Source organism: Bacillus cereus (assembly GCF_025917685.1).
GTDB lineage: Bacteria > Bacillota > Bacilli > Bacillales > Bacillaceae_G > Bacillus_A > Bacillus_A cereus_AT.
In genome coordinates this window covers 4,925,308-4,938,403 of record NZ_CP089518.1, presented here as the reverse complement: position 1 = coordinate 4,938,403, position 13,096 = coordinate 4,925,308, and the positions used below count along the sequence as shown (strand labels likewise).

The following is a 13,096-nucleotide window of genomic DNA, read 5'->3' as shown; positions in this document are numbered from 1 at the left end:
AATGAGGGGCATTCTATGTACGAATGCCCCTCGTTTATCCCGCTATTTGCCGGGCAGTAAGACTCCCACCTCAAAATTCGGCTGGAGAAAAGAAGTTAGGTGCCCGTAAAGACCCCACTGATTAAAGTTTCACTTTATTATTTTTCTTTCAAAAAAGTTCGATCCTTCAAGAATAAATTCCAGAAGAAAATGAATCCGGGTAGTAAAATTGCAATTCCGATTGCGTAAAGAATAAGAAGTGCATAGAATGTTTCGACCGTCGTAAAGCTTGTAAATACAGTTACGTCCGGGTAAATGATATACGGTAAATGGGCGACGCCGTAAGCGTAGCTTGCAAATGCATATTGAGCGACGACAGCTAAAACTGCAATGCGAGGAAATCCTAGTGTGCCATACTTCTTATTTGTCCACCAAAGGGAGGAATATCCGATAACAAATAAAACGATAGAGACTGTAAACCATGGGAATTGCTTTATTAATCCTTGCATAAGCCAGTGTGTTTCAGGGTCCATTACAACGAGGGCAATAATAGCAGTAACGAGTGTTGCCGGACCAAGTATGATGGCATTTCTTCTATAAATTTTATATGCATCTTCTGAACCTTGTTCTCTCGCAAAATCAGCAAGAAAGAGAGATGATAGAAACAGTTCCGAAGTTAGTCCAAAGAGCATATAACAATAAATAACAGGACTAGAAAGAAGTTTTCCGTAAAGGAGTACTTCTTTTCCTTCAGACATCGTAATATAGGCACCTTCTGTAACAGGTAGAACGGTAATTAATAGAGCTGGGATTAAGAGCCCAGTAATACCTGAAATAATCCGAAGAAGGTGTTGGTACTTTGGCAGGGAGTAAGCAAATACCATAAATGTACTGCGAATCGCAACGAGTACTAAAATTAACATAACGGGTACGAACATAACGGTTGCAAGTGTAAAGGCTGCTTTCGGAAAGAAACCAAGGAAAGCGACAACGACAAAAACGAGAAACGTATTTGTTACTTCCCAAGTTGGTGATAAGTATCGATTGGCAAGTTTGGCAGCAAGTGTCGGATGTTTAGCGTATACCATGCCCCAAAAACCCGCTCCAAAATCAATGGACCCGAGTATACTGTATACGAAAATAAGGGCCCATAAGATGATGATTGCAATGCTTTCCTCATGCACGAGAATCGCCTCCTTGTTGATGTAAGTCATTCTTTAAAGGATGTCTCTTAAAGAATGTCCGTAGTACAAAGACTGTTAAAATAGCGAGTCCGATATATAAAATGATGAATAGAACAAATAAAGGACCGACGAAATCAGCGCGTGTAGAAGCATCGACTGTACGTTGCATACCATAAATTGTCCACGGCTGACGACCACTACAGCTGAAAATCCATCCGAATTCAATACCGAGCATCATAACTGGCCCACATGCGGCAGCTCCCCAAAGAAGCCACTTCGGTAACTCTGCTCCTTTTTTCCGGTAAACAAAGTACCAATATAAGAGAGCGATCGCTGCAACTGCAAAGGTAAAGGCAGCAGTGCCTACCATTAAGTTGAACAGAGTATGTGTGTAAAATGGTGGCCATGTTTCTTGAGGAAATTCATTTAGCCCTTTTACAACAGTGCTAGGATCGAGTCCAACTAGTAAGCTGAGCATGTTCGGAATTTCGAGTGCATAGTTTAGTTCAAGTGTATTAGGATCCACAACCCCGCCAATCGATAAAGGAGCGTGTGATGTCGTTTCAAATAAAGCTTCAGCAGATGCTAGTTTTTCAGGTGAGTGCTTATGTAAGGCAATCGCTGATTCATGTCCCGAAATCCACATTGTAGCACCTGTAATAAATGTAACGACAAGCCCTAACAGTAATCCTTTTTTATGATAAGCAATTTCACGCGCACTTAAATTTTTCTTTAATAATTTAAATCCAGCGATGGAAGCGATGACGGCTGCTCCGGCTGCATAAGCTGTAATAACGACGTGGAATGCACTTGTGCCAAAGCTTGGGTTAAAGAAAGCTTTCCAAGGATCAACGTTAAAAACTGAGCCATCTGGTCCCATTGAAAAGCCCGCAGGTGTATTCATCCATGTATTTGCTGATGTAATAAGCACGGCGGATGCAGTGGCGCCAATCATAACGAAAAATAACGAGATTAACCTCATAAATGGAGGTAATTTATCAGCTGCATATACATAAATAGACATGAATAAAGCCTCTAAAAAGAAGGCGAAAATCTCAATTTGAAACGGGACGGAAATAACTTGGCCAACAATTTTGGCGAAACCAGGCCAAAGAAGTGAAATTTGTACACCAACAATTGTTCCAGTTGGAATTGCTACACCGAGAAGGATAGCAAAAGCCTTCGTCCATCTTTTTGCCATAATGGCATAGTCGGAATCTTTCTTCCAGTGATAGAGTATTTCACTTATAAAAATCATCAATGAAAGCCCGACTCCAAGTGTTGCAAAGATAATGTGGAATGCTAGTGAAGAACCAAAAAATGCTCTTGCTAATGTTACGGTATCCATATGTATACTCCTCTTCTTTTTGCCATTATTTTCTGATTGAATTGGAAGATTTATTCAATAAAATACCAAAAATATATATGCATTAAAAAAAAGGAATGTGTTAATATAGTTTTGAATATTCGAAAAAGAAAGAAATATTTATTAGGTAATATTTTGTTTGTTTTTTAGAGAAGAATATTTTATAATCTTTTATGCGAACATAAGTTCTTTTTTGGCGTGTTACGTTTATGAAATGAAGAAGTTTATGTGAAATGGAGAGGGTGTCTTATGTATCCTGAAGTCATTAAAAAGATGGCATTTTCAAAAGAGCATAGAGATTTATTATTAAAGTTATATAATAAAGAAATTACGCGTCGTGAATATGATCGACTTGTGGAATCGCTATATAGACCTTCTAAAGAGGTTTGTGAGGGGTAATATAAAAAAGACAATCTAAAGGATTGTCTTTTTTATATTCGCGTATGTTCTGATAAATTTAGGTTAGCCTTACTAAGGAGGTGAAAAGTTTGCGAAAACGTTTATATATAGGGATTGGGGTTATTCTCTTAATCGCTTTAGGAGGAATTGTATTTTGGTCGGCTTTACAAGGAAACCGTACGGAGCATTTTATTTTAAGGCATATGGTAAATGAAAATGGAACACTTGCAACGTATCGTTTAGCAGATACAAAGGCAGGAACAGGTGAGGCGAAGGGTCGTGAAGCTTTATCAGAATCGGCAGGACTATGGCTACAATATACTCTTGATAAAGATGATCAGTCACTATTCGATGAACAAGTAAAGGTTATTCAAAATAATTTTGTACATAAGGATCACATCGTTTTATGGAAAATCTCTGAAAAGGGAGAAATGCAGTCAGCAACCAATGCACTTATAGATGATCTTCGTATTATTGAACAATTATATCGTGCTTATGAAATGTACAAGGAAGAGCGCTATAAAAACCTTGCTGATCAATTGAGCAATGCTGTACTTCGTTATAATAAAAAAGATAATTATTACGTGGATTATTATGATGCAGATACAGGTAAACAAAATAAATTTACAACAACATCTTACATAAATCCTCATGCATTCTCTTATATGAAAAAGTACGGAAAAATTTCTGCACAGCAGTATCAGGACGTTGTGCAGTTTTTAGCAGATTATCCGAGAGAGGGTTGGGCATTTCCGAAAGAGCATAAAGAAGATGGTACATTTACATACGATAAAGAAGTGAATCTTATTGATCAATCCTACGTTGCGTATCATCGTAGTTTAGGCGGTCTTTCATCAGATGCTTATTTGGAGTTTATAAAGAAAAAATTCCATGAGGACGGAAAGTTATACGGTCGTTATAACTTAGAAACGGGAAAACAAACGGTAAACTATGAATCACCAGCATCTTATGGATTAACAATTTTGTACGTATTACAAACAGGTGATACAAAGTTTGCGAAGGAATTGTATGAACGGATGACTACATTCAGAAGTGATAATGTATTTAGTAGATATTATGGTGGATATGTAACAGGTGAGAATAACAATACGCATATTTTCGATAATGTATTACCACTTTTAGCTGAAATGGAATTAGAGAAGAGCAAGAAATAGAAGGTGCCATTCCTTTAGGAATGGCACCTTCTATTTGTGGCGTTATTTGTTTATAAATCGATATTCCTTGTCGATATAATTTTACGTCCTAATATTGGAGAAGTAATCAATCACGAATTCACGAAATTGCTGGGCAGTTTTTGATAAGTAACGTTTCTTCGACCAACTTAAGCCAATGGTTCGCTCGCAATTAGGTTCAATAATACGTAACTTATTTGGTGCTAAAGTAGAGTTTTTTAATAAAGTTAAGCTTGGAACAAATGCGATGCCAAGACCTTGCTTAATGAGGTCGCTAATCACGGTTGGTTCATCTACTTCAAAAGCGATATGTGGAGTGAAACCAGCTTCTTTACAAAATTCATCTGTTAAGTGCCGAAATCCGTAACCAGTGTTCATACTAATGAACGGTTCGTCTTTTACTTCATGCAGATGGATACTTTCGCGGCTTGATAACCGATGGCCTGAAGGAACGACTAAGAAAATTTCTTCTGTAATAAGTGGCTCCCAAACAATCTCTTCTCCTTCAATTGGCACAGAGGAGATACAAAAGTCAATTTCCATATTATCTAGTTGTCTTTTCATAGAAGGAGTAGATGCGAGAAACTGTTGGAATCGAACGTTAGGATGTTCTAGTAAAAAAGAACCGAGTAGTTCTGGTAATATTCTCGGGATAGAAACTGCCAGTGTAATAGAGCTTTGTTGTAATTCAGCTAAGTCTTTAATTTCTCGTTCCCCTTCACTTAATTCATGAAAAATACGTTCTACTCGTTTTAAAAATACTTTCCCGAAAGAGTTTAATATAATCTGTCGACCTTGGCGATCAAATAATGGGACGCCTAAGTCCTTTTCTAGTCTAGCAATTGTTTTGCTGAGTGAAGGCTGCGCGATATGTAATTCTTCAGCTGCTTTTGTCATATGTTCTAGTCGTGCGACTGTCTGAAAGTATTTTAATTGAAGAAGTTCCATTTCGAATCTCCTTTCTATAGACCAAAAGGAATGAATTTATAATTAAAGATGTATTATACAGTATGGAAAGTGACGTGTATAGTGAATCTGTTAAACCATTTGAAGGGTGTTAAATTAGGAGAAGGAGTATGTTTCATGAAGGGAATTCAACTTATATTTAAAGATTGGAAGGCGATGTGGAACCATAAACATGGACGTATCGCTTTAATTTTTTTGTTAATCGTTCCTTTAATTTATTCAGGATTTTTCTTAGCTGGATATTGGGATCCATACGGACGACTAGATAAATTACCTGTTGCAGTTGTGAACATAGATAAGGGTGCTGTGATGGATGAAAAAACAATTCATGCAGGAGACGATTTTGTTAAAAATTTAAAAGAGAATAAGGAACTGGCTTTTCATTTCGTATCAGAAAAAAATGCTGATGAGGGGCTCAAAAAAGATAAGTACTATATGGTTGTTACGATTCCAGAGGATTTCTCTAAAAAGGTAAGTACACTTATGGATGAGAAACCAGAGCCGGCGAGGTTACAGTATAAAGTAAATCCAGGTAAAAACTTTGTAGCAGCTCAAATTGGAACGACAGCTGTTGAAAATATGAAAACAAAAATCTCAAATAGTATTACGAAATCTTATACAGAAGGTGTCTTTTCAAAGTTTCAAGATTTGGCACAAGGGTTGAGTGATGCAAGTAACGGTGCTGGGAAGTTACATGAAGGAACGACGGATGCGAAAAATGGGGCGAATCAGCTTGCAGACGGTATTCATCGTTTAAATGACGGGACAGTGAAGTTGAAAGAAGGAAGTGGTAAGCTTGCCTCTAGCCAATCGGCGTTAACAGGGGGAGCAAATGAGCTTAGTCAAGGAGCGACATCACTTCATAGTGGTATGGAGTTACTAGCGCAAGGTGAAAAAACTTTACAATCAGGAGTTAGTGAATTAAGTGCCGGTACAAATGAATGGGTGAACGGAAGTGAGAAACTTGCTGAGGGACAAGTAAAAGCAGATGATGCGGCAAGTAGTATGAAGAAGCAATTAGAGGAGTACATGAAAAGTCATCCAGAAGCACAGCAAGATCCTGCTTTTCAAAAGATCATTGCTACTTCTAATGGTTTAGCTAAAGCAACAAACGCTTTAAATAATAGCCAACAACAATTGACGCAAGGTGCGAAGAAGCTTGCGGACGGTCAGCGTAAGGTTGAAGAAGGCATGAATACATTCGGAGTTAAATTAAATGAAGCTACTGCTGGAACGAAAAAGATAGCAGATGGTACTTCGAATTTAGTTGATGGATTTACGAGGTGGGGGAATGGATTTACATCATTGCAAGAAGGTGTAAATCAGCTTGCGAGTGGTGGAACGGAGCTAAATAACGGTGCTGAGAAGTTAACGAACGGACTTGTTAAACTTGACGAGGGTGCGAAAGAACTTTCCACAAAATTGGGAGAGGGCGCAGAGAAGATAGCGGATGTTCGCAATGATGATGTACGCAATACAATGTTCTCAGAACCAGTTCAATTAGTGAAGTCAACAGTTTCTGACGTGCCTAACTACGGTTCAGGTATTGCACCATATTTCTTATCGCTTGCATTTTATGTTGGCGGAATTATGGCATCGAATATTTTACCTCTTGGCCGTAGACAGAATATGAAGGTAAGTGGAACGGTACATTTTGTTAATAAACTAGGGTTGGTATATTTAATTGGACTTATTCAAGCGCTACTTGTGGATGTGGTTGTGCTAGGAGTTATGAAATTAGAAGTTGCAAGTGTGCCGCTTTTTGTTTTATCTAGTATTGTTATTTCCTTTACGTTCATGACATTTATTCTTATGTTAGTAACAGTATTTGGTCTTGTTGGGAAGTTCGCAGCGGTAACGCTTCTCGTATTACAATTAGCTACGAGCGGAGGTACTTTCCCAGGAGAGTTAAACATAGCTGTTCTTAGCAAAATTGGACAGTTTCTTCCAATGTCTCATTCTCTTAGAGGGTTACAAGATGTTATTTCTTTAGGAGATTGGTCGCAATTACAAATGCAAATTTTAATATTGTTATGCTACCTCGTTGTTGCTGGAGGAATTGCTTGGATCACGAGTCATATACAGCACAGAGAAAAGAGTGCAGAACAAGTTTCTTAAAATAAAAGAAGCTATCCGATTTTTCCGGATAGCTTCTTTTTATTTTCGCTCCATTACCGCAAAGTAATTGTTTTCATTATCAGCAAAGTTGAATGCTCTACCAGTAGGTAAATCTACAACTTGTCCAACTGTGACGTTTTTCTCAGAAAGATCTTTATAAAGTTGATCTAAGTTATTAGAGAAGAACATAAGTGAAGGCGTATTTAAGTTTAACTCAGGTTGCATCTTCGCAATTAACGCCTTATCGTGAAGGACGATACTTGTTCCGGCTTCTTTAGTTGGCGCAATTTCAATCCAGCGAAATCCTTGACCGTTATTTTCTTCCGCAACGATTTGGAATCCTACTGTTTCTGTCCAGAATTGCACTGATTCATCTTGGTTATTTACATATAACATAATTTGTCCGATTTGAGTAATCATAGGTGTCTCCTGCTTTCTTTTCTTATATAGGTATTATTATATCAAATATATGGTTTAAATACTTTTTCATGATTCTTCCGAAGGGCAATCTTGGCCCATTTCATATTTGTCGTAGGAGAAGGCCCTGTAATCCAAGTATGAAAGGGTAGTGTGCTGCAAAGGACCATTGCTGAAATAGAGAGTGTGGCCGTTAGTATAAATAATAATAGGCTATATAATATTGTGTTTTCTTGCAATGTGAATAAAGAAAGAAATTTTGTACATAGTTGTAAGAAGAAAAAATGAGCTAAATAAGCACCATACGTGTAATTTCCGATAAATCGTAAAGCTTTATATAAGAAACCGCGTCGCTGTACAATTGTAATAGATAGCACGTATAGTATGATAATTTCGCATACAATATATAGAAACATAGATGGTTTTAAATAAGTAGAAACAGTTAAATGAATAGAGTTCACACCGTAAAAACTAAATAACTCATAATTGATAAATAAAAATAAAATAAAGAATAAGATTGTTATAAGCGGGATATGTTTCATGACGAATAAACGCCAAGTTTTTAATGCTACAGCAGCTATTCCTCCCATGACGAAATAGAATGAGTAGAAGAAGAAGGAACGATCTGTATAATGTAAAATGGTTGAGCTCGTCAATTTCTCTCCATTAAAAATGTAGTGAGAAGAGTACCACATTAAAAGGAAATATAGGCAAGCGAAAATGGTCATATATTTGTAGATGTCTTTTTTATTTTCTGTTCGTTTTTGAAACCAATAAAATAGTGTGCATAGTAAAGGGAACAATAAGTGAATTTGGAACATCATAATAACGTACCAAAGATGAGGTGCAGCCGTTCCGAGTAATAAACTTTTTATTCCGCCTTGTAGTGTAATGGCATCGTTTGTTGTTAATAGATAAAGAATAGACCAGAAGAAATAAGGAATAAGTAAATGTGCGGCTTTTTCATAAATATATTCTCTGTAAACGAGTTGCTTCGTATATAGCCGAATTAAATGGAAGCCGACGATAAATATGAATGCAGGTGCTGAAAATTTTGCAAGATTAAATAGCATGCCCATAATGAGGGATTGCTCAAGTAAGACATTTCCTTGATTCATTGTATATAATAAGGCACTTTGCAAAACGACAGCAAGAAATGCAATGCTTTGCAAAACTTTGAATTCTGGTGCGCTTTGAGTCATTTTATACATCTTCTTTTCCATACATGATTATAGTACGGAGAATGGATGACAGGTGTGGAATATTTGTGAAGATTATAACAAATTTGTGGCGGAATGGGATTATATTAACGTTTTTGCTAATCTATCTATCGTAACTTGAAATGTATCAACGATTTTCCAAATATATTGATTCACTGACAAATAACGACAAAAAGAGGATGCTCCAAACGAGCATCCTCTTTCTATATATTAAGCAAATTTATTTTTGATCCAGTTTTTACCTTCTACAAGGCGAGCTGTCATTACAGCACAAGCGTTATCTGCTGTTACGTTTAACATCGTTGCAGGAGGATCAATAATCGTACTAATTGCTGCGATAATTGGTAATGCTTCTGGCGGGAAGCCGTATAGAGAAACGATTAACATTTCACCAATCATACCGCCGCCTGGAATAGCACCCATTACTGTTCCTACTAATAGAGAAACGACAAGTGCGATTGCCAATGTTTTCGGTCCTTCGAATTCCATGTTGAAAATACCGAATAAGAAAGCAATTTTTAATACGCCACCTAAAACAGATCCATCTTTATGAAGTGTAGATCCAAGAAGGACAACTGTTTCACGAACGTCAGAAGAAATACCCATTTTCTTCGTTGCTTCTAAGTTAGCTGGAATACTTGCGGCACTACTACAAGTTGCAAGAGATGTAACTGTAGGAGAGACCATGTTCTTCCAAAATACTTGTACACCTTGTTTGCGACCTGCAAGGTACGCATAGAAGGTAAAGAATACAAAGAAGTAAATAAGAGAAGCTGGATAGTATACCATTGCTGCTCGGAAGTAAGTTCCAAGAAGTTGCGGTCCGAATTCACCAACTAATGCTGCGAAGTAAGCAGCTAGTCCGATTGGAGCGTAGTACATAATGAAAGATACAACTTTCATTGAAATTTCTGCACCAGCTTGTAGGAATGTAGCGAATGGTTTTCCTTTTTCGCCAACTGCTGAAGTTGCAATTCCCATTAAAATAGAGAAGAAAATAAGAGCTAACATATTTTCACGAGACAGTAACTTCGAGAAGTCTGATACTGTTAGGATACCGACAATTTGATCAGCGACGCTAACAGCTTTTTCAGCTTTATCAGGCTGTGTTAGTTCTAATACAACACCTTGTGCTGGCGGGAATACTTTCACGATGATAATCATAAAAATAGCAGCTAAAATACTTGTAAATAAGAAAGTCCCAGCCATACTAGACATAATTTTACCGAAACGTTTTAATCCATCCATATTGGCAATAGATGACGCGATGCTAAAGAACACTAAAGGTACAACAATCGTAAACATTAAGTTTAAGAAAATGTCACCAAGCGGCTTTAAAGCAACTGCATCGGCACCCATGAAATAACCAATGAAACCACCAATTAGGATGGAAGATAATAAAATAAGTGGAAAGCGATATGCCTTCATAAATATATCCTCCTATCAATTGTAAAAAAATCATACTGAATCATTATAGCGAGTTAGAGTACTCTTTACTAGGAAAATACCGATAGATGGAATAGCGTGAAAACCGAGAAATTTTTGTGTTTAAGCTCGGCATACAGCAAGAAATCTAGACATATATATTTGTAACCTAGTGGTGGTAAGGGATGGGCCATAACTTAGGTTTAGAAAAAGGGGAGGGAAGTGGAATGAATATTTTGCTTTGCTGTGCAGCGGGAATGTCTTCCAGTTTGATAGTTACAAAAATGGAGAAAGCAGCAGAGGCAAGAGGGATAGAGGTAAAGATTTGGGCTGTATCAGGTTCTGAAGTAAATAGTCACATAGATGAAGCTGATGTACTTTTACTTGGACCGCAAGTACGTTATTTATTACCGAAAATGAAAGAATTATGTAAGGAGAAGGGAGTACCTGTGGATGTCATTCAATCCGTCCATTACGGGCTTTGTAATGGAGAAGCTATCTTACAAGCAGCTTTGTCAATGAAACCATGAGGAGAGTGGGATAGATGATACGGTTTTTAGAGAAATATGTGATGCCGGTTGCAGGAAAGGTTGCAGAGCAGAGGCATTTATTAGCAATTCGTGATGGGCTTGTATTGACGATGCCTTTCTTAATTATAGGATCAATTTTTCTTATTATTAGTACATTACCAATCCCAGGGTATAGTGAATTCATGGCGAGTTTGTTCGGGAAAAACTGGAACGTAGCATTAGGGTATCCAGTTAGTGCAACTTTTAATATAATGGCTTTAATAGCTGTTTTTGGAATCGCTTACAGACTTGGTGAGTATTATAAAGTAGATGCTTTAGCATCTGGGGCATTGTCACTTGTAACATTTCTACTGGCAACTCCATTTCAAGTTGCATATATCATGCCGGGTACGAAAGAAAGTATACTGGTAGATGGCGTAATTCCAGCGGCATTAATGGGAAGCCAAGGTTTATTTGTAGCGATGATTATTGCAATTATATCTACTGAAATATACCGATTTCTTGTGCAGAAAAAGATGATTATAAAGATGCCTGAGACCGTTCCACCAGCAGTAACACGTTCATTTGCAGCGCTTATTCCAGGATTTATTGTTGTGACAGTTGTTTGGATTATTAGATTAATTTTTGAACATACGACTTTCGGAAGTATTCATAATGTTGTAGGGAAGCTATTGCAAGAACCACTTAGTGTACTTGGTGCTAGTCTTTGGGGAGCAGTTATAGCGGTTATTCTCGTTCATGTCCTTTGGGCATGCGGAATTCATGGGGCTACAATTGTAGGTGGTGTAATGAGCCCGATTTGGTTATCGTTAATGGATCAGAATCGAATTGCTTTTCAGGCCGGGCAAGATGTACCGAATACAATTACAGCACAGTTTTTTGACCTATGGATTTATATGGGAGGATCTGGTGCAACACTTGCTTTAGTTGTCGGAATGTTATTATTTGCACGAAGTCAGCAATTAAAAAGTTTAGGCCGTTTGTCGATTGCACCTGGTATTTTTAATATTAACGAGATGGTGACTTTCGGTATGCCAATTGTCATGAACCCGCTGTTACTGATTCCATTTATATTGGTTCCAGTTGTATTAACGGTTGTTTCTTACTTTGCGATGGAATGGGGGATGGTTGCCCGTCCGAGCGGAGCTGCTGTAACATGGACTACACCTATTCTATTTAGTGGATATTTAGGGTCGGGTGGTAAATTCTCGGGAGTTATTTTGCAACTTGTGAACTTTGCACTAGCATTCTTTATTTATTTACCATTCTTAAAAATATGGGATAAACAAAAATTAGCGGAAGAAAAGGGGGCGTAAAGAACTAAAATGGATACGGTAGAAACGAAAGCTTTTCATTTAATCTTGCATGGAGGAAATGCGAGAAGTTGTTCAATGGAAGCAATTGATTGCGCAAAGCGTGGAGAGTTTACAGAAGCAGAAGCGAAATTACAAGAAGCGTTAGAGGAATTAAAAGAGGCGCACCGCTTACAAACAGAGCTCATACAGAAAGAGGCTGCCGGGGAAAAAACCGAGGTTACCCTGCTGATGGTGCATGCACAAGATCATTTAATGAACGCAATTACAGTGAAGGAATTGGCGAGTGAGTTTGTAGAATTATATAGGAAGATGTCAGAAGCGGAATGAACCTTGCTTATGCAAGGTTTTTTTATTTTATTAAATAATAGTGGGTTAAAATAATAAATTATTTTTTACTGAAAAAAGTTTTTTCAGTGTTTTTTTATTTTAAACACAACTAGACAACTAAACACTAATCTATTTTCATACAGTTATGTGTTAAAAGCGTGTTGTTTTATAACACACTGTGTGTTTTTTGAGCGACACACTAATTGAAAGCGTTAACACACAAAGAAAACAGTCGAAAAAGTGCTGATTTTAGTGGTTTTAAAAAGTTGGCACGATAATTGCATTAATAAATAGCGTAAAGAAAAATAAATAAACATAAATTTTTTATACTACACAAGGGGGATTTTCAAATGAATATTTTATTATGTTGCTCAGCAGGGATGTCTACAAGTTTACTAGTTACAAAAATGGAAGTGGCTGCAAAAGCTCGCGGTTTAGAAGGAAAGATTTGGGCTGTATCTGGGGATGCAGTAAAAAACAATATCGATCAAGCAGATGTACTATTATTAGGACCACAAGTTCGTTACATGCTCTCTTCAATGAAAACGCTTGCTGATGAGAAAAACGTTGGAATCGATGTTATTAATCCAATGCACTACGGCATGATGAATGGAGAAGCAGTTTTAGATCACGCATTAACACTTAAAAAATAATTA

At 37.3% G+C, this 13,096-nt stretch carries 13 protein-coding genes; 7 read left to right on the top strand and 6 right to left on the bottom strand.

Going from position 1 to position 13,096, the window contains the following annotated elements; genetic code table 11:
- Positions 1 to 137 precede the first annotated feature (137 nt).
- Complete coding sequence (locus LUS72_RS25850) at positions 138 to 1,163, bottom strand: cytochrome d ubiquinol oxidase subunit II (protein ID WP_097832392.1); 1,026 nt, start codon at positions 1,161 to 1,163, stop codon at positions 138 to 140.
- Positions 1,156 to 2,511 (bottom strand): cytochrome ubiquinol oxidase subunit I, encoded by a 1,356-nt coding sequence (cydA, locus tag LUS72_RS25845; protein WP_097832391.1) that lies wholly within the window; start codon positions 2,509 to 2,511, stop codon positions 1,156 to 1,158. Before cydA ends, LUS72_RS25850 begins: the two co-directional genes overlap by 8 nt.
- 267 nt (positions 2,512 to 2,778) lie before the next feature.
- Here cydA and LUS72_RS25840 point away from each other — a divergent pair, with 267 nt between their 5' ends.
- Together LUS72_RS25840 and LUS72_RS25835 are read left to right on the top strand one after the other, a co-directional pair.
- Positions 2,779 to 2,928, top strand: a complete 150-nt coding sequence (locus LUS72_RS25840) for a hypothetical protein (RefSeq protein WP_000283176.1) — start codon at positions 2,779 to 2,781, stop codon at positions 2,926 to 2,928.
- Positions 2,929 to 3,017: 89 nt separating this feature from the next.
- On the top strand, positions 3,018 to 4,103 hold the full coding sequence (locus LUS72_RS25835; RefSeq protein ID WP_264448436.1) for a transcriptional regulator: 1,086 nt from the start codon (positions 3,018 to 3,020) through the stop codon (positions 4,101 to 4,103).
- A gap of 81 nt (positions 4,104 to 4,184) precedes the next feature.
- On the opposite strand, the gene LUS72_RS25830 is transcribed toward LUS72_RS25835, so the two are convergent.
- Positions 4,185 to 5,069, bottom strand: coding sequence for a LysR family transcriptional regulator (locus LUS72_RS25830; protein ID WP_097832389.1), 885 nt, complete (start codon positions 5,067 to 5,069; stop codon positions 4,185 to 4,187).
- A 135-nt stretch (positions 5,070 to 5,204) separates the two neighbouring features.
- On the opposite strand from LUS72_RS25830, the gene LUS72_RS25825 reads away from it, so the two are divergent.
- The gene (locus LUS72_RS25825) at positions 5,205 to 7,205 is read left to right on the top strand and encodes a YhgE/Pip domain-containing protein (protein WP_264448435.1); all 2,001 of its coding nucleotides are present in this window, start codon (positions 5,205 to 5,207) and stop codon (positions 7,203 to 7,205) included.
- A 39-nt stretch (positions 7,206 to 7,244) separates the two neighbouring features.
- Here the strand turns inward: LUS72_RS25825 and LUS72_RS25820 are convergent, their stop codons facing one another.
- The 3 genes from LUS72_RS25820 to LUS72_RS25810 all read right to left on the bottom strand — a co-directional run bounded on the left by LUS72_RS25820 (position 7,245) and on the right by LUS72_RS25810 (position 10,270).
- Entirely contained in the window at positions 7,245 to 7,625 is a 381-nt protein-coding gene (locus LUS72_RS25820; protein WP_097832387.1) for a VOC family protein, read from the bottom strand.
- A 41-nt stretch (positions 7,626 to 7,666) separates the two neighbouring features.
- On the bottom strand, positions 7,667 to 8,824 hold the full coding sequence (locus LUS72_RS25815) for an acyltransferase (protein ID WP_264448434.1): 1,158 nt from the start codon (positions 8,822 to 8,824) through the stop codon (positions 7,667 to 7,669).
- A 228-nt stretch (positions 8,825 to 9,052) separates the two neighbouring features.
- Complete coding sequence (locus LUS72_RS25810) at positions 9,053 to 10,270, bottom strand: dicarboxylate/amino acid:cation symporter (protein WP_000649359.1); 1,218 nt, start codon at positions 10,268 to 10,270, stop codon at positions 9,053 to 9,055.
- A 224-nt stretch (positions 10,271 to 10,494) separates the two neighbouring features.
- Between LUS72_RS25810 and LUS72_RS25805 the strand changes: the two genes are divergently transcribed.
- From LUS72_RS25805 to LUS72_RS25790, 4 genes are all read left to right on the top strand, one after another.
- A complete protein-coding gene (locus tag LUS72_RS25805) occupies positions 10,495 to 10,797 on the top strand; it encodes a PTS sugar transporter subunit IIB (protein ID WP_001023539.1) in 303 nt (100 codons plus the stop codon).
- 14 nt (positions 10,798 to 10,811) lie between these two features.
- The gene (gene celB, locus LUS72_RS25800) at positions 10,812 to 12,113 is read left to right on the top strand and encodes a PTS cellobiose transporter subunit IIC (RefSeq protein ID WP_264448433.1); all 1,302 of its coding nucleotides are present in this window, start codon (positions 10,812 to 10,814) and stop codon (positions 12,111 to 12,113) included.
- A gap of 9 nt (positions 12,114 to 12,122) precedes the next feature.
- Positions 12,123 to 12,440, top strand: coding sequence for a PTS sugar transporter subunit IIA (locus tag LUS72_RS25795; RefSeq protein WP_264448432.1), 318 nt, complete (start codon positions 12,123 to 12,125; stop codon positions 12,438 to 12,440).
- 350 nt (positions 12,441 to 12,790) lie between these two features.
- Positions 12,791 to 13,093 (top strand): PTS sugar transporter subunit IIB, encoded by a 303-nt coding sequence (locus LUS72_RS25790; RefSeq protein WP_264448431.1) that lies wholly within the window; start codon positions 12,791 to 12,793, stop codon positions 13,091 to 13,093.
- Positions 13,094 to 13,096: the final 3 nt, after the last annotated feature.